Genomic DNA, 18132 nt, shown 5'->3' on the forward strand with positions numbered 1-18132 from the left:
CTGACATATGTCAGCTTTCTCAACACTCAACACTCAACACTCAACACTCAACACTGCGCGAGCGCTACGCGCCGCGCTTTCCAAACAGCAGTGTCGGTCCGAATTTCCATCCCCATGCGATGAAAAGCAGTATCCACAAGGTGGCTGAGAGGTCGAAGAGCCATCCGATATCGAGTCCGAGCCCCATACCGAGCGAATAGAGAAAACGAGCCAGCACGACGATTTCCGTCAACCAGAAAAGTCCAATGGAAATCTTGTCGGCGTGGGGAACCTGCCCCGAATGGCCGAGTGTGACACGTGTGCCGAAGCCGATCAGAATGGTGGTGACGAAGCCGATGGCGACCAGGTGCATACCTGCAAAGAGAAACGAGGTATGCAGCCATATTTCTCCGATGCGTGTGACTGCATCGATCAACAGTCCGGTAGGCAGCCAGAAGAGTCCCAGGTGGAGGACCCAGAGAATGGCCGGCGATGTGAAAACAGGAAGTTTCCAGCTCAGAAACTCTTTGAAGAGATAGCTTGAGAGTGCGATCGTGACGACGATATCGAGAAAGACGATATCGAACGCGAATGCCAGAGCTTTCAGGGAAAAAAGGGCGAAGACAATGTAGATGAACCGCTGCGGTTTGGTTACCATGACGTGGCTGAAAAAGGGAATCATCCGCTGGGCTACGACGAAAGTCAGAAAGATGAGATAGAGCCAGAAGCCGATACCGATACCGAGCGGCATCCATCCGATATCTGTTCCGAAGGCATCGAGCATGATGCCTGCGATGAAAAGCAGATGGGCTGTCAGCCCGGATGCGTGTGCCACCAGCAGCCAGAAGGGGTCACTCTTTTCCGGCGATTCGCCCACTTTGTAGATGATCCGGAAATTGCTGACGGCAAAAAGATGGCCTGCGAACGTTGCCAGAGCGCCAAGGATGGCAAGCGGTGCGAAAAAAAGAGTGCCGAGAACGAAGAGGAGCGCACCCACTTCATAAAGTGCAAAAAGACGAATATAGAGTGGCTGCGGTACCGGTTGCGTCATGCAGAATCTTGGGAAAGTCGTCAACAAAAAGCCATGGAAAAAGTGGCTGAAAACAACAAAGAGCATCGTATAGGCATGAAACACCGTTCCGTCGAGTTTCAGAGTGAGGATTTCGTTGTGGCCGAGCATAAAGGGGAGCATGGCGATGACCGACCAGACAACACCCATGAGAAAAAAGAGCTGGTGTGGCTGAGAGAAAAAATAGGCGAAACGCGATTCGCCGTGGTTGTTTGATGTGATGTGCATGAATACTCTCCTGATCTGGAGCGTGTATTGTAGCAAATTCCCTTTGTTTATCCGATGATTTCGGTCGGTTCGCTGTTCAACGTTGTCTGGGGCTCTTCGGATTGCGATGGATGGTCGGTTCCGAAAAGTGATTCCAGAGGCTTGGGTTTGGAGATATGGTACCCCTGGGCATAATCGACTCCTATCGATTTCACGGTTTCGTACACCGACTCGGTCGAAACAAATTCGGCAACGGTTTTGAGGTTGTAGTTGGCCGCGAGATGGTGAATAATCTCGACGAACTCTTTCGAGTCGGGATCTTTGTCGATCTTTTTGATGAAAGAGCCATCGATCTTGAGGTAGTCCACTTTCAGTTTGAGAATTTTGGCGAAATTGGAGTATCCGGAACCGAAATCGTCGATGGCGATCTCGACACCGTAATGTTTGACCCTTTCAATAAACATATGGATATCTTCATAGTTCTGTGCCTCTTCCGATTCGAGCAGCTCGAATGTGATATGGTTGCTCTGTTTGGAGAGGGCCAGACGGTCGATGATGTAGTCACGCGTCGGAATATGATGGATATCGTCCGCCGACAGGTTGATACTGAGATGAAAGCCGTGTTCTTCGACGGCATCCATCGCCTTTTTGAAGATGATCTTCGTAATATCCGGATAGAGGCGAATCTGTTTGGCGAGCGAAATGAAATGGGCCGGCGAGACGATCTTGCCACTGCTGTCGATGAGACGGGCCAACACTTCATATTTGTGTATCTCTTTCGTTTTCGTATCGGCAATTGCCTGGAAATAGGGGATGATCCGCTCTTCGCGGATGGCACTGGTCAACTCCTTCGTCATCGTGACGTTTTCGAGGTAGCGGTGGGGTTTGATCAGCTGGTCGGAATAGATGACAAGACTTTCGTTGGAATTTTTTGCATGTTTGAGCGCCATGTCCGCTCTGATCAGGGGCTGCTCCTGATCGATGGCGACGCCGATCGAAATCTGAAGGATAAAATCTCCGTTCGAATCGCTGAAGTGGAATTCATGGGCGAGTTTCGCCGCCTGTCTGATCATCGCGAGGAATGTATTGGCCGACTTTTGTTCCATTTCGACGACGGCAAATTCGTCACCCTGCAGATGGTAGATTTCATACAGATAGGGAATGGTCTGCCTTAAATAGGCTGCGTAATCCTGGATGATTTTGTCACCCACTTTCGAGCCGAAGAGGTCGTTGTAGGACTGAAACCGGTCGATGTTGAATATAGCGACGGAAGCTTTCGGTACGTTTTTGAGTTTCTCCATGAAACTGATCCGGTTTGGGAGCTTCGTCAGCGGGTTTTTCATCAAATGCTCGATCGCTTCGTCGGTACGCTTTTTCACTTCGTTTTCGAGTTGTTCGGAGTAACGTGCCAACTCTTTGTTCGCCTCGGCGAGTTTTTCCTGAAAATCCTCTTTCTCTTCGAGGAAACTTTTGAGTTTCTGGTTGATGGAGTTGACTTCGAACAGGAGGAATGTCAAAAGGATCAGTGTCGATGCCGCAACGATAATGGCAACATAGAACGTATCCTTCAAAACCTTTTTCTCTTCTTCTATAATTCCTTGATAGGTGCGTGTGTAGTTTTTTTCCAGATTTTCGATGCTGCTGAGAAGCGTAGTGTATCGGAGCATATAATCCGAAGTCTCTTTTCTGATATCCAGCAACTCCCTGATTTTGGAACGGGCGCTTCTGACATAGCTGTTTCGGGCTTTGATATAACGGCCCCACTCTTTTCTGAGTGCATGAACATTCTGTTCCAGGCTCTTCTCTTTCATATAGTGGTTGTCGAAATCGAGAATCTGATCAAAAAGGTCTTGAACATTGCCGTTTTCGACAAGCTCAACCGCTTTTGTCGAAACAGAAGAGTCCCCGGAAAGCGACGGTTCGATGGCCTGGAGAGTCGCGATGTGCGTGTCCCGGACGATTGCCGAGAACTTTGCCAGAGGAATGGCGACTTTATGATGAAACGCTTCGATATGTTCATTCAGTGAAATGGTTTTACTGAGAGTCAGTACGAGGAAAATGCCTGCCGTGAAAAAGGCAATGAAAACAATAAGAAATCGTACAGATATATTTTTGATCATGAATGCATGCGTTCCAAATGTTGAAATAGACTCTTGTCACTCTATTAGTATTATATACTATCGACACAAAAGTCCAAAATATAATATGTTTAATGGAAGTAAATCGATTGGAACGTGTCCCAAAACACCCATGCACAGGAACGGTTTCAACCCATACCCGGTTTGAAAATCTCTCTGATTAACGTTGGCCTAACCTCTTTTGACTATAATCTGTTCCAGTATCTAAATTGGACGGGTTGGTGTGTTTGACGAAAAATATGTGGGGCGATATCTTTTCATTTCGATTCTGATAACGGTCGTCATCGCCGAGTCGCTGATTTTGCTATATGTCCATCTGGAAGAGCCTTCTCGCAAGCCTTCGCCGAAAGAGCGAGTCGTTCATGTCCATATCTCCCGCCCCAAGCCGGTACAAAAGCGTCCGGAACCGCCAAAGCCGATTGCAGAAATTCCCCCGAAGCCGAAACCCAAAACAAAACCAAAGCCGAAGCCGAAACCCAAACCGAAGAAAATCATCAAACCGAAACCCAAACCGAAACAGGTTCCTCCACCAAAACCAACAGAGCCGGAACCGGAAAAGATCACAAAGGTGAAGCCGCAACCGGTGCCATCGCCGCCGCCTGTCCCTACATTGCAGCCAAAACGTGAGATTCCGGTAACCAGAGAGGATACCGAGAAAACGGTTCGGCAGAAGGCACTCTATCTGCAGAAAGTGAGAGAGACGATCGAAGCGAACAAATATTATCCGAGAATGGCAAAAAAACTTCGACAAACCGGCCGGGTTGAGGTACAATTTGTGATTCGAAACGACGGTTCGGTTTACGGTATCGAAATCGTCAAACCGTGCCGTTACAAAAAACTCAATCGGGCTGCACGGCGTACGATCGAAAAAATCGAAAAATTCGAACCGTTCCCCGAATCGTTGAACATATCGGAGATACGGGTTACGATACCCATCAACTATACATTGAAATAGGATTGAAACATGAGTCTGATGCACTATATCGAATCGGGCGGGATCATCATGGAAGTTCTTGTCGTGATGAATACGATAGGGATCGCCGTGATGGTGACCAAATGGGTCCAGTTTCTGCGATTCAACAGCCGCAAAAAGTATCATGCCGATCAGATCGTCAAAGATTTCAGCGGACTGGGCTCCAATGACAGAGACACCCTCCTGCTGATCATCAAGGAGCTGCTGCAGAGCAGGCTGAAACGGCTCGAGAGCGGGATGCCCACTATCAAGATCATTGCAACCACTGCCACGCTTTTCGGTCTGCTCGGCACGGTGGTCGGCGTATTGATGGCGTTCGAGGCGATCGCCAAAATCGGGATGGGAGACCCTTCCGTCTTTGCCAACGGAATATCCATGGCACTCGTGACCACGGTTGGCGGTCTGATCGTGGCGATCATCCACACAATCGGATACAACTATCTTATCGCCTATCTCGATACAATCGAAGCCAATATCGAAGCGGAGCTGCTGCTGCGGTTTTACGGAGAGAGAGAATGAGGCGACGCGAGTCTCTGACACTCGACATGACCCCGCTGGTCGATGTCGTTTTCCTGCTGCTCATTTTTTTCCTGGTCACCTCCGTCTTCAAGAAAGACGAATTGGCATTGCTGCTCAATCTGCCGGAGGGAAAAGAGGGCGGGAAGGTGGCCGAGAAAAAGGAGGCGATCATCGAGATGGGCAAAGAGTCGCTCGCCTATAACAACAGGGTCGTCGATTTCGATTCGCTCGATATGGAACTGGGTGCCATCCGCAACAAAGATCTTCCCGTCATCATCCGGATCGACGAGAAGGTCGAATACGGACGGATCATCAAACTTTTCGATCTGTTGAAGAAACATGGTTTGAGCAACATCGCTCTTGTTGAAAAACCGAAATAAAGGAAAACTAAATGAGAATATGGCCGTTTGCAATACTTATAAGTTCACTCTTTTGGCTGGGTGGATGTACCCAGGAGACGCAGAACCAGCTGGGCAGAGCGGTCCAGAACTGGACGGGGACCGATGGGGTATTGGATATCTACAGCGGCGGCAAACTGGTTGGGCGGTTTTTGAAGATCGACAAGTTGTCCACGGCCCATGGAACGACGGATGGAACACCGAGACAGTATCGGTTCGGATACGGATATCTGGACAGAAACTTCAACTATGCCGTCGACAAGGGGGAAAAGAAGGTCTACTTCGAAGTGAGCAATTTTTCCACCTATATTTTTTACGAAAACCCTGAGAAGTAGGGGAAGACGTGCACAAGCTCGATACACTGGAACTGTTTATCAAACTGCTCTCTTTCCGTTCGGTAACACCGGACGACGATGGCGCTCTGACATTTATACGCGACTATCTCGACGACTTCGAGGCGGAGTGGATCAACCGCGTCAATGTCAAAAACCTTTTTCTATACAAAAAATTCGGAAACGGACCGCATCTCTGTTTCGCCGGCCATATCGATGTCGTACCGCCGGGTGACGGCTGGGCCAGCGACCCCTTCGTTCCGAAATATGAAGATGGATATATCTACGCCCGGGGCACGCAGGACATGAAGAGCGGTGTGGCGGCCTTCGTACAGGCGTGCCGGGAGACTACAACATTCAACGGGACGCTTTCGATTCTGTTGACGAGCGACGAAGAGGGTGAGGCGAAGCACGGCACGATCGAAGTGTTGAAATATCTGAAAGAGAAAAACTTTCTGCCCGATTACGCCGTGGTGGCCGAACCGACATGCGAAGAGAGGTTCGGAGATGCCATCAAGATCGGCCGAAGAGGATCGATCAACGGCATTATCGAAAAGATTGGCCGGCAGGGGCATGCCGCCTACCCGGAAAAAGCGGTCAACCCCATCCACAAGGTGGCTCAGGTGCTGCCCCATATCGCCGGTGTCGATCTGGATGAGGGAGATGCGTTCTTCGCACCCAGCAAGTTCGTCATCACCGACATCCGGGCCGGTATGGAGGTGACCAACGTTACGCCGGGCAAGCTGAAGATGATGTTCAATGTCCGGAACAATACGAAAACGACGAAAGAGGATATTGAAACCTTCGTCGACGGCTATTTCAAAGATATGAACTATCTGCTTTCCATCACACAGTCCGCGCAGCCATTCATGACTGACAAAGAGTCCAAAATCGTCGGTGCGATTACAGAGGCCATCCGGGAGGTGACAGGGCTCGATACGAAGTACTCCACGGCAGGTGGGACGAGCGATGCCAGATTTTTTGCCGAGTTCGGTGTCGACGTCGTCGAGTTCGGTGTCAGAAACGACACGATCCACGCGCCCAACGAGCGCACGACGCCGGAAGAGGTCACTGGGCTTAAACGGGTCTTTGAACAGCTGATTACGTTCTTTTGACTCCACAAATATTCCACAATATTTATATAAGATTCTATAATACCATGCAGCCGAGGGAAGGATTGCATGGTTCATCGTGAAAGGTTCTGAATGTTGAAAAAATCGATACTGTTTATCTTTATGTTGAGCGGCCTGTTGATGGCGGAAATCATCTGGCAGCCATCCTACCGGATCGCAAAGGAAGAGGCACAGAAACAGAACAGGCCGATGCTGGTCATTCTGGTGTCCCATACCTGCCGCTGGTGCCGAAAACTGGAAAACCGCACCCTGCAAAACCCTGAAATCGTCGCCTACGTGAACAAATATTTTGTTCCTGTTCTGATCTACCGGGAAGATGGAAATTTTCCGGATTTCATTTCCTCATCGCTGGTTCCAACCACCTTTTTCCTGACACCGGATGAGAAAAACATTGTCAAACCTGCCATGGGCTACTGGGATCCGGACGATTACATGAGCGATTTGACGCTGGCGATCGACAAATTTAAAAAGCATCGAGCTCCGCGCTGATTTTCTGAAGCAGATTCCTGCAGAACTCTGTGTGGCAGACGATCCGTTTCGTCTCCACATTGTCGCTGTTCGGCATCTGCAGCCGCACATAGTCGTCTTCGCCTTTCCGATAGAAAAGCACTCCACTGAACACGAACCCCTCCTCCAGCAGTACCCGCATCGCTTCGTCGATGCAGCCGCACTTCATCAGATTGATATCTGCAAAGATCATTTCGACATGTTTTTTGTAGAGTATATGGAGGTAATGGCGGATCATATGATCGAAATCGTCCGAAATCCAGTCGATGACGAGCGTACCGCTCTGCGTATAGCGGCTCAATTCGTAGGTGATCCGGGTATCGTTCTTCGGTTTTTCCGTCCGGGCGAGTTCGATTTCCAGATGGTTGTTGGCATAGATTTTCTCGATCAGTTCCCTATAGACCTGCGGCATGAAAATTCTGCGGGAGCTGACGCCGCTGAGAATCTTGAAACCGATGAGCACCGCGGCGCGTTTTTCGGTACGGACGGCATTGGGATCGGTCAGAGAAACCGTATTGGGGACGACACCCAGCAGCAGGGCGCTTTCGCCGAAACCATGCTTCAGGTTGGCACGTTGGCTGAACGGATGGAGCATCAGGGCCTCTCCGAAAATCGCGTCGAGTTTCAACTCTTTGGCGCGATGCTGGATTCTGTCCAGCATCGCATTCATGATCCCTTTGCCTTTGTAATCGGGATGGACGACCGCCACACCGATTTCGGCGATGTTGGCTTCGGGAATCATGATCAGGGCGAAATGTCCGACGATTTTCCTTTCGCGGGTTTCCGCCACGACGGATGCGATTTCGCCATGTTCGTTGAGATCCCGGATCTTTTTTGGATAGTAGAAGAGCGATTTGTAGTAACTGTAGGTATAGTTGTTGTAGATGAGGCGGCTGATCGCCTCTTCGTCGCCGCATTCGTAATCCCGAATCTGAATCGACGCAGGCTTGAGCGACGCGGGCGATTCATCTTCGAGGTCGGAGTAGGGTTGGAAGACCACATCGTCGAAATCCATCGGGTGTGATTTGAAAATCGTGAACGATTTTCCTTTTCTCCCGAGATTCGTAAAGCGAAGTTCGTCGACATATTCGGCAATCCGTTTGAGCCCCCCTTGACGTTCGGATGCCATGTAGCTGTCGAAATCGAATGGCAGCCCCATGTCATGGACACTGATCTGGATGCCGTGGGGATGAAACATGATATCGACATCGATCATGCCGTGCATGTTTTTGGGATAGGCATGACGGATGGCGTTGAAGAGCAGTTCCCTGCTCGCCGTGACAATATCGACGATATCCCCCGGATGGATTTCCGCAATCTGGGCCGACTCCTTGATTACGTGCATCGCGATCGGAAGATATTTGACACTGTTTGGAATGCTCAATGTAATATTGTGCTGCATCAGCCGGTATGCTCCTTCAATGCGTTGACGGCACTCAAACTCAGGATTTTCATACCGATGACGAGTGCATCGTCATCGACGTCGAACCGGGTGTTGTGCTGGGGCACACACGTTCCCTTCTCCTCGTTGCAGACACCGAGGCGGAAGAAAGCGCCCGGAACGATCTGCAGATAGCGGGAGAAATCCTCTCCCCCCATCACCGGATCGACGAGATCGATCAAACCCCCTTTGCCCAGCACCTCTTCGGCGGCACGTTTGACTATCTCGACCATTCGGTCGTTGTTGGTCAGTTCCGGCGGTCCGAACTGGTAGTTGAAATGGTATTTGGCATCCATCGCATCACAGATCCCTTTTATCGTCGTCTCCATCATCTCCGGTATCTTTTTGCGTACCGATTCGTTGACGGTCCGAACGGTCCCGGCCACCGTGACGAAGTCGCAGATGATATTGGGCGCCTTGCCCCCATCGATCCTGCCCATCGAAATGACAGCGGGGTGCAGGGGGTCGATCCGGCGGCTGACGATATGGTTGAGCGAGTTGATCACCATGGCTGTCACCAAAACGGCATCGATGCCTTCATGGGGTCTGGCTCCATGCGCCGTTTTCCCATAGATATCGAAATGAAAGGTATCGGCCGATGCCATCATGACACCATATTTGTATCCGATCTGGCCTGTCCGAAGATAGGGATAGACATGCAGTCCGAAAATGGCGGAGACTCCATCGAGTGCACCATCTTCGATCATCTGGTTGCTGCCGCCGTCGAGTACCTCTTCCGACGGCTGAAAGATGATCCGGACGTTGCCGGGAAGGTGCTCCTTGACACGATTGAGCGCCAGGGCACATCCGAGTGCGACGGCAGTATGGGCATCGTGACCGCAGGCGTGCATAATCCCCTCTTTCCTCGATGAGTAGGATTTGCCGCTGTTTTCCGGCATCGGCAGCGCGTCCATGTCGCCGCGTATCGCGACAGTGGGCAGTGAGGGGTCTTTGACGATGTCGGCGACCAGACCGTAATGGCCCTCGAACGTTTTAAAAGGTATTCCCTCCGCTTCCAGAATGGAGCGGATCAGCAGATTGGTCTCCATCTCCTCGCCGGAAAGTTCGGGATTCTGATGGATTTCGTGGCGAATCTGAACAATCCGGTCAACGAGGATGTCGACCTCTTTTTTGATCATCTCTTTCAGATCCATAACCGCTCCTTGTGTCGATGGGATACTCCAGATGGACTCCTGTTAAATCCATCATAAAACAGTCCAACTTATATTTCCGTTAGGCCGATGCGGCGATACAATATGATATAATAAAAAGTAATGAGAAGCAAGGAGGTTGCCATGAACGGAATCCAGGCGCTCCTTCTGGATCTTTCCGGTGTTCTCTATGAAGGGGATAATATGGTGGAGGGGGCTCTCGAGGCGGTCGAAGTATTGAAAAAACGGTATCCTGTCCGATTCATCACCAACACGACGCGGAAGACGGGGCGACAAGTCTGTGAAAAACTTCGAAAGATGGGGTTCGATATCGACGAGAAGGCGATTTTTACGGCACTCGACGCGACGAAACGCTTTCTGGATGAGAGGGATGCCAGAGGATATTTTCTTCTCTTTCACAATGTCGAGGGAGAGTTTTCGGACTATACGTCGGAGAACCCCGATTATGTCTTTGTCGCCGATGCCTATACCGATTTCACCTATGAGAAACTGAATACCGCCTTTCGCCATCTGATGGAGGGTGCCGAGTTGGTAGCCATCGCGAAAAACCGTTATTTCAAAGACAGTGACGGAATGCTGAGTCTGGATGCGGGCGGCTTCGTGACACTTCTGGAGTACGCCTCGGGCAAAAAAGCGCAGATCATCGGCAAGCCGGCGAAGACATTTTTCCACGCCGCCGCGGTGTCGATGGGGGTCGATCCGGCGCATGTGATGATGGTCGGCGACGATATTGAGAGTGATATACTCGGGGCCCAAAAGGCAGGTATGCAGACCTGTTTCGTGCGAACCGGAAAATTTCGTCCGGAGGATCTGCAGCGCGGCATAGAACCCGGCTTCGTCATCGATTCCATCGCCGATCTTCCCACATGTCTGAAGATGGAGCAGGGTGGTATAATTGTCGTTAAAAAAGAGGTATCGTGCGGATCATCAATACAGGCGGAACATTCAACAAACGGTACGATCCCGTAAAGGGGGAGCTTTTCGTACCGGCCGACGACAGAGCGGTGGAAGAGGCGCTGGCCTCGATGCGTCATGGCTGCGAGATCACCATCAGCGGTACGCTCTACAAAGACAGTCTCGATATGGACAATGCAGACCGTGATCTGCTCTGTGAAATCGTGGCGAATCTGGAGGAGCGGGAGATCGTGGTTGTCCACGGCACCGATACGATGGATAAAAGCGCGGCAGCCCTGGCGCGTCGGCTGGGAACGGGAGAGGGCAGACGGGTCGTGCTGACCGGGGCGATGATGCCCTTTTCTATCGATCCGGTGGAAGCGACGGCCAATCTGGCGTCGGCTGTGACGGCAGTGCCGTTTCTGGCACCGGGAGTCTACATTGCGATGCATGGGCTGGTGCTGCCCTACGATAAGATACGTAAAAACCGCGAATCCGGTCTCTTCGAAAGGGTTGGCTGATGGAGTGCGTCGTCTTTTCGACCCACCGCCAGATTCGTGACTACATCGCGGCACACGACAATACCATTCTGCCGAAACTCTACACGATGGAGGAGTTTCTTCGCCGGGTGATCGTGGTACCGGGGCGTGTGTTCGTCGATGAGGCGAGCCGTGTGCTCTATCTCTACCGGGCTATCGAAAAGCTCGACATTTCAAAACTCGGCTTCGAGAGAAATTTTCTGAGTTTTGTCAGAAATTCGGAATTCGTCTTCCGTTTTTTTGAGGAGCTTCATGCCGAACAGGTAACGATAGAACGACTCAAAGAGGTCGATCTCTATGCCGATTACGAGGATCACCTGACGATTCTCGAAGCCATTTTCGAACGCTACAAAAACCTCCTGGAAGATGAAAATCTCGTTGACAGAATAACGATCGAAGAGTATCGTATCAACGAAAATTTTCTGAAGGGGTTCGAGCGAATCGACATGCATGTGGATGGATATCTGAGCCGATTCGAGACCGATCTGCTCGACAGGATCGGTGATCCGCTCTATATCCATTTCGTGACGACACCGTTCAACGAAAAACTGGTCGAACGTCTCGGCATTTCCCAACCCCTGACAATGGATCGGCACTATACGCTGCGCTGGAAGGGGAGGGAGTGTGTGGATGAAGAGGTACTCCCGAAGGTGCGTCCCGAGACTGTCGAAGTGGCAGCCTTCGATGAGAGGATCGACCAGGTCGCTTTCGTGCTTAAACAGGTGGATGCGTTTGTCGAATCGGGGGCGGATCCCGACAATATCGCCGTTGTGTTGCCGGATGAGGAGTTTGCGGAGTATCTGAAACTGTTCGACCCGCTTCAGAACTTCAACTACGCGATGGGTACCCCCTTTGTCCAGAGCCGATATTACCGACAGTTGTCCGACCTCTACGATGCATTGAGCGATCGGAGTGAAAGTGCGAAAGAGAAAATCGAAGGGAGTGGTATCCATGAAGCCTTTTCGGCGGTGAACGATTTTGCCTCATTCGTTGTATTTCTCGAAAATCTGCCGACCGGACCGAAAGAACTCAAAACGATCGACGAAGCGATGTATGGCTTCCGGCAGTTCGCTCCACTGCTTTCCCATGCGTCGCCTCTTCAGATGCTCCATACATGGCTGCAGCGGCTCGAACCGCTCAGCATCGACGACGTGGGCGGCGGGAAGATCACCGTCATGGGGCTGCTGGAGAGCCGCGGCAAACATTTCGATGGTGTGGTGATCGTCGATTTCAACGAAGAGGTTGTTCCGAAAGTGGGAGAAAAGGATCTTTTCCTCAACAGTCTGGTCCGGCGTCATGCCGGCATGCCGACACGCAGAGACAAAGAGAATCTGCAGAAGAACTACTACTACAGACTGCTGCAGAACAGCGACCGCATCGCCATCAGTTATCTCAAGAACGAGGAGATGATGCCGAGCAGGTTCCTGATGGAGTTGCGTTTGCCCGAGGCGGAATTGGCCGGCGATCTGTACCGGTCCATCATCTCGCCCGATCACCCGCGTCTGCACCGATACAGCGAAACCGTCGACGGCGAGAATCCCTTTGTCGCATATCCCGATCTGTCGCCGACGAAACTGAAAGACTGGCTTGTCTGCCCGCTGCGGTTCTATTACCGGTATGTCGAGAAGATCGGAAAAGAGCGGGATGAGCAGAAGGCGATCGGGACATTGATCCACGATGCGCTCGAAGCGGCTGCCAAAAACAAAACGACTTTCGTTTCATCGAAGGACTATTTCGGCTTTCTTATCGACCATCTCTACCGCAATACACAGGATACGATGCAGCGGTTCGAGCTCGCTTTGACATGGGAAGAGCGCCTGCAGCGCTTCTGTGACGACGATTTTACCCGGCTGGTCGGGTCGGAGCAGCCTGTTCTGGAAGCGTGGTGTGAAGTGGAGCACAACGGTTACAGACTCGTCAGCCGAATCGACCGTGTCGATCTGACGGCATCCACTGTCAGGCTCATCGATTACAAAACCTCGAAATATATCAAAACGACACTCGACGATGAAAACGATTTCCAGCTTCTCTTCTACTATCTGTGGGCGGTATCGCGCTATCCGAATCACCGCATCGAGACACTCTATTTCAACCTGTACGATGTCCGGGTGGAGGTTGTCGATATCGAAGAGAATCTGGGCCGTTTCGACGCGATACTGCGGGATCTGAACCGCGAAAGCAGTGTGTCGTTTCCGAAGACGGACGATCCGAAAATGTGCCGCTATTGCGATTTTAACGTTGCGTGTGGCCGTAATTCGCTATAATCTATGAAAAAATATATGAAGATGATCGATGCATAACGAGCTGTTTCTCAAACGTTTCAAACTCTTCAGGGCGCTTGCCATCGCGGCAGAGCAGGAGAAATCCTTCGACTGGTGCAAGGAATTCGGCGATCATTGTACGCATTGCAGCTATGACGAAGTCGAGCGATACGATTTCACACAGCCGCCCCATCTGGTCATGCTTCAATACAGCGGGGAAACCGTATACGCCGATCAGCTTGACCGTATCATGAAACGGCTGCAAAGTCTCGGTTACTGGCAACTGCTGGTTTTTGCCGGTGAAGAGGATGAGGAGAGTGCGAAAGATTTTGCAATAGAACACCATGCATTCGGGGTCTATCCCACGCCGCATTCCCATGAGGATGCGATGAAGTCGATCGTTGCAGGATTGCCGTCGCTTCTGGAAAGGCTGCAGGAGCAGACACGCATCGCGCAGTTGCAAAAAATCGTCGATATGGCACCCCCCGAAATCGTAATGGGGGGAAGAGGGCAGGTTCTTTTTATCAACGAGTCGGCAAAGCGTGTTTTCGATGTTGCCGATGCCAAAATGTTTGAAGAAGAGCTTCTCGAGTCCCTTGCACTGGAGAGGGTCTCCTGCGAAGAGGGGGCTGTGACGGTGCTTCCCTTCCGGGATGACAAACTGCTTGTAACGTGTTCGGGACACAGCGACAAAGAGCGGCTCTTCACCTTTCTGAAGCTCCCTTCCGACCTCGATATGGAACAGCGGCAATATGTGTCGCGGATCGAGTTCATCGATGCGCTCAAAGACAGGATGGCGCAGCGTTTCGATATGGAGGATCCGCTGGCTGTCATGCTGGTGCGGCTGAGCAACTTTGAAACCATCATCGACAGCTTCGGCTGGATGACGGCCCATACCGTCCTGAAGGAGTTCGGTACGGCGTTGACGACCCATTTTGCACCGGTCGACTGTTTCGGTATCTGGCACAAAGACATGCCCGTGGCCATTTTCGAAAAGCGTCCGTCAAAGGAGCTGCAGGAGCTGCTCGACACGTTCATCGCCGAATTGAAGCTCCTGGAATTCGGGCAGAATATCACTCTTTCGGCGGAATTCATTCTGATCGATGTGCGTGACGAGGATCTGAATGCGCTGATCGGTCTGATAGAAAATGCGTACGAGGGTACACTCTCGGTTTCCGATACCCGCGGTTTTTCTCTCTACAAAACGGGCACCAATCACGAGTCGCCCGATGAAGAACAGCTTCTGCAGCAGTTTTTTACCAATATCATGGCGAACCGGCTTCCCATCAAGCTGCTCAATATCTACAAGGGTCTGCCCATCTCCACACCGACGAAGATTCTGAAGATGGAAGAGGAGAGAATCATCGTCAAAGCCGAAAAAATTCAGAAATTTGTGATGGATATCGAAAAGAGGGTGGTTCTTCAATCTCCCCATCTGCCAGGAGACATCGAGGCGGAGGTCCATTTTACCGACGCGCAGCGTCCGTTGGCGATATTGAAAAAACCGAAAATGATGCACTCCTCGATCAACAACCGCAAGCATACACGGGTCAATGTGACATCGCGCCTTCCTATATTGATCAAACTGGGACGAAGCCACTACACCGGCTTCATCAACGATATCTCGATCAATTCGATCGCCGTCTATTTCAATTCGGACAAGTTTGCCGAAAACGAACTCAAAGAGAAACGGGTCAATGTGTCGTTTCGGCTTCCGTGGGAGAACGAGGAAGGATTCGTCAACATAGTTGTCGGGGCACATATTCTTTTCAACCGCAATGAAAACGGAGTTCACAAAGTCGTACTCATCCTCGAACCCGACGATGTGAGTGAAAGCTATATGTTCGACTATATCTACAAACGGCAGAAAGAGTTGATCAAAGAGATCAAATCCAAAATCGGCTAGGAATCGGGATGGAACGTCTTTTGGCATTGAGTGCGAGTGCGGGGAGCGGAAAAACCTTCGCGCTCGTAGCCCGCTATCTCGCTCTTCTTTTTCGCGGTGCGGCACCTTCCGAAATTTTGGCGATAACCTTCACGAACAAAGCGGCGGGAGAGATGCGTGAGCGTCTCATCGCTTCGCTCGAGTCGCTCTCTCCCGAGATGGTATCGGTGATTTCCGATATGAGCGGTATCGAGAGGGAGAAGATCGAAGCGAAACGGCCGGAGATATTGCGAAAGTTTCTGACCGGCGATCTGAAGGTCATGACGATCGACAAGTTTGTCCACCAGGTTCTTCGGAAGTTTTGCTGGTATGTCGGTGTGCAGAGCGATTTCGAAATCGCGGCGATACCGAAAGAGGAGTTTTTCAGGCAGTTCCTGCAAAATCTGGATGAGAAGCATTACAGAGGCCTGATCGATTTCGCCCGTTTCGAAGCGCAGAAACAGCAGAGTATCAGCGACTTTTTCGAACTCCTCTATGAGAAGGAGAAAGAGCTGCCTCCACTGGAGACGACCGTGGAGCCTTACAGCGACGCTGGGGCGATGCAATGGGCATGGAAGCTCAAAGAGTATGTGCAAAACGGCAATTTCAGCAACACGGCCAAAAAAGCCGTCGACTACACGACGCTCCAGGAGGTGATCGAAAAGAGCTGGTTCGGGCGTGAGACACTCGATTACCGGACCTTTTCCCGTGCCTACGTCCCGCAGATGGACGAGTGGCTTCACAGCCTCTACCGGGAAGTGGCACGCTACTACCGGGCCAAAGAGCAGTTTTTCCTCGCCAGAATTTTCAGCCTCTACAATCTCTACAAGGATACGAAAAAGGAGCATATCAGACGGTCGGGACAGCTCTATTTCAAAGATATCGAACATTTGGTGTATGAACTGCTGCGTGAGAAAGAGTTCACCGAATTTCTCTATTTCCGTCTCGACAGCCGCATCGCCCATATCCTTTTCGATGAGTTTCAGGATACGTCGGTGACACAGTATAAAATCTTCGAACCGATTATCGAAGAGATTGTCGCGAGTGAAAGTGAACGGACCTTTTTCTATGTCGGGGATACGAAACAGTCGATCTATCGGTTTCGCGGCGGGCAGAAAGCCCTTTTCGACTATGTGGCGAAAAAGTTCGGCATCAAAACCGACTATCTCGATACGAACTACCGTACGAAAAAGGTGATCGTCGATTTCGTCAACCGCCACTTTCCCTATGTCATCCCTCCGCAGAAAGCGAATCAACCGGGCGGTTACGTCGAAGTGAAAGAGGGCGAGCCGCTCGACGAGATGGCCGATGCCCTTCGGCGGCTTTTCGATGCGGGTGTACGGGATGAGGCCATCGCGATACTGGTTCACGACAACAAGGAGATACTGCAGGTCGGCGAACGCGTAAAAACCGATTTCGGTAAAGAGATCGCCACGCACAAACGGGCCAAAGTCTCCGAACAGCCATCGGCCAAAGCGATGATTGAACTGATGCATCTGATCTATACGGAATCGAAAGGGAAAGATGGTTCGCTGCATCGACTCAATTTTCAGACACTGATCGGCCGCCCCTACGATCCGGACTTCTCTCCCGACATTCCGATGGGACGTCCGGCAACGATGATCAAGGCGATCATGGAGCGGTACGCTCTTTTCGACGAAGCGGCCATGAAACTTCTGGAGTTTGCGATACCGCTTCACGATCTGGTGGAGTTTATCCATGAGATCAAGCGCTATGAAGAGGAGCTGCCTCCGAAGGAGGTAACCGGCATCCATGTCCTGACGATTCACAAATCGAAAGGACTGGAGTTCGAACATCTGATCGTTCTGGACCGTCTGGGAGGGGCGGCCCGGGACACGTCGCCGGTTATTTTCGACTACGAAGGCATTGAACTGAAATCTGTGCGGATGAAGTTCAAAAAACGTGAAGCGGTCGATCCCGACTATGCCGAAGCATTCGAGCGGGAGAAGAGACTCGCCCACGAAGACAGAATGAACAAAATATATGTCGCCTTCACCCGTGCCAAACGTTCGCTCTTCGTTATCAAAAAGGAAAAGGGCAGTCTGTTTGATTTCCTCAATCTCGAACCGCAGAGCATAGGAACCCTCGAAGTCGAAAACATCCACCATCCACCATCCACCATCCACCATCCGCTATCGCTCCATATCAGAGATTATGGCCGCCAGAGAGTCGAGTCCGATTCGGAGCGCTACCAGGCGAACGATTTCGAGGCGATCTATCTGGGTCAGGGGGTGCACTATCTGCTCGAAATGAAGGATTTCGATGCCTTCCTGAACCGGTATGGCGGCCTGTGTGACATTCAGAAGGCCCGGCGTCTCGCCGAAGCGGGACGAAACAATGCCGAATACCGGAAACTGACCGAGGGCACAGAGGTGCATGAATTGCCCTATGTTTTCAAAGGGAAAGAGGGGGTTGTGGATCTTTTCGTCGACAAAGGGGAAAAGGGCGTGATTATCGACTACAAAACGGTGACGCCGCACGATATCCAGAATTACAAAGAGCAGCTTCAGCGTTACAAAGAGGCGTTGCAGGCGCTGATGCCGGAAAAACAGCGGATCGATGCCTATATCTATTTTCTCGACAGTCTGGAACTGGTGAAAGTGGGATAGAAAATGTGAGACTGTG

General features: G+C 51.1%; 15 protein-coding genes. 11 read left to right on the plus strand and 4 right to left on the minus strand.

From position 1 onward, the window contains the following. Positions 1-64: 64 nt before the first annotated feature. Entirely contained in the window at positions 65-1276 is a 1212-nt protein-coding gene (locus Q1K24_RS05330; RefSeq protein WP_300367091.1) for an NnrS family protein, read from the minus strand. A gap of 47 nt (positions 1277-1323) precedes the next feature. Next, positions 1324-3375, minus strand: coding sequence for a bifunctional diguanylate cyclase/phosphodiesterase (locus Q1K24_RS05335; protein ID WP_300367095.1), 2052 nt, complete (start codon positions 3373-3375; stop codon positions 1324-1326). Positions 3376-3616: 241 nt separating this feature from the next. On the opposite strand from Q1K24_RS05335, the gene Q1K24_RS05340 reads away from it, so the two are divergent. The 6 genes from Q1K24_RS05340 (at position 3617) to Q1K24_RS05365 (ending at position 7237) form a co-directional block, all read left to right on the plus strand. Then, the gene (locus Q1K24_RS05340; protein WP_300367098.1) at positions 3617-4348 is read left to right on the plus strand and encodes an energy transducer TonB; all 732 of its coding nucleotides are present in this window, start codon (positions 3617-3619) and stop codon (positions 4346-4348) included. Between the two features lie 9 nt (positions 4349-4357). Further along, entirely contained in the window at positions 4358-4885 is a 528-nt protein-coding gene (locus tag Q1K24_RS05345) for a MotA/TolQ/ExbB proton channel family protein (protein WP_300367101.1), read from the plus strand. Then, a complete protein-coding gene (locus tag Q1K24_RS05350; protein ID WP_300367104.1) occupies positions 4882-5265 on the plus strand; it encodes a biopolymer transporter ExbD in 384 nt (127 codons plus the stop codon). Before Q1K24_RS05345 ends, Q1K24_RS05350 begins: the two co-directional genes overlap by 4 nt. An 11-nt stretch (positions 5266-5276) precedes the next feature. Continuing rightward, positions 5277-5618, plus strand: coding sequence for a hypothetical protein (locus Q1K24_RS05355; RefSeq protein ID WP_300367107.1), 342 nt, complete (start codon positions 5277-5279; stop codon positions 5616-5618). An 8-nt stretch (positions 5619-5626) separates the two neighbouring features. Beyond that, positions 5627-6730 carry a succinyl-diaminopimelate desuccinylase gene (dapE, locus tag Q1K24_RS05360; protein WP_300367110.1) on the plus strand — a complete coding sequence of 368 codons (1104 nt, stop codon included), beginning with the start codon at positions 5627-5629 and terminating at the stop codon, positions 6728-6730. 90 nt (positions 6731-6820) lie between these two features. After that, on the plus strand, positions 6821-7237 hold the full coding sequence (locus Q1K24_RS05365) for a DUF255 domain-containing protein (RefSeq protein ID WP_300367113.1): 417 nt from the start codon (positions 6821-6823) through the stop codon (positions 7235-7237). Here the strand turns inward: Q1K24_RS05365 and Q1K24_RS05370 are convergent. Continuing rightward, positions 7212-8657: a GNAT family N-acetyltransferase gene (locus Q1K24_RS05370; protein ID WP_300367116.1), complete on the minus strand. Its 1446-nt coding sequence runs from the start codon at positions 8655-8657 to the stop codon at positions 7212-7214. The genes Q1K24_RS05365 and Q1K24_RS05370 overlap by 26 nt on opposite strands. Next, positions 8657-9850, minus strand: a complete 1194-nt coding sequence (locus tag Q1K24_RS05375) for an amidohydrolase (protein WP_300367120.1) — start codon at positions 9848-9850, stop codon at positions 8657-8659. The genes Q1K24_RS05370 and Q1K24_RS05375 overlap by 1 nt, the downstream gene beginning before the upstream one ends. 141 nt (positions 9851-9991) lie before the next feature. Between Q1K24_RS05375 and Q1K24_RS05380 the strand changes: the two genes are divergently transcribed. The 5 genes from Q1K24_RS05380 to Q1K24_RS05400 are packed head-to-tail and all read left to right on the plus strand — an operon-like array spanning position 9992 to position 18116. After that, positions 9992-10837, plus strand: a complete 846-nt coding sequence (locus tag Q1K24_RS05380; RefSeq protein ID WP_300367123.1) for a TIGR01458 family HAD-type hydrolase — start codon at positions 9992-9994, stop codon at positions 10835-10837. Further along, positions 10786-11283, plus strand: coding sequence for an asparaginase domain-containing protein (locus tag Q1K24_RS05385; RefSeq protein WP_300367126.1), 498 nt, complete (start codon positions 10786-10788; stop codon positions 11281-11283). The genes Q1K24_RS05380 and Q1K24_RS05385 overlap by 52 nt, the downstream gene beginning before the upstream one ends. Beyond that, positions 11283-13565 (plus strand): PD-(D/E)XK nuclease family protein, encoded by a 2283-nt coding sequence (locus Q1K24_RS05390; protein ID WP_300367129.1) that lies wholly within the window; start codon positions 11283-11285, stop codon positions 13563-13565. Before Q1K24_RS05385 ends, Q1K24_RS05390 begins: the two co-directional genes overlap by 1 nt. Before the next feature lie 28 nt (positions 13566-13593). Next, positions 13594-15468 (plus strand): diguanylate cyclase, encoded by a 1875-nt coding sequence (locus tag Q1K24_RS05395; protein ID WP_300367132.1) that lies wholly within the window; start codon positions 13594-13596, stop codon positions 15466-15468. Between the two features lie 8 nt (positions 15469-15476). Next, positions 15477-18116 carry a RecB-like helicase gene (locus Q1K24_RS05400; RefSeq protein ID WP_300367135.1) on the plus strand — a complete coding sequence of 880 codons (2640 nt, stop codon included), beginning with the start codon at positions 15477-15479 and terminating at the stop codon, positions 18114-18116. Positions 18117-18132 lie beyond the last annotated feature (16 nt).

Source organism: Hydrogenimonas sp. (assembly GCF_029932565.1).
In the GTDB taxonomy this organism is placed as follows: Bacteria; Campylobacterota; Campylobacteria; order Campylobacterales; family Hydrogenimonadaceae; genus Hydrogenimonas.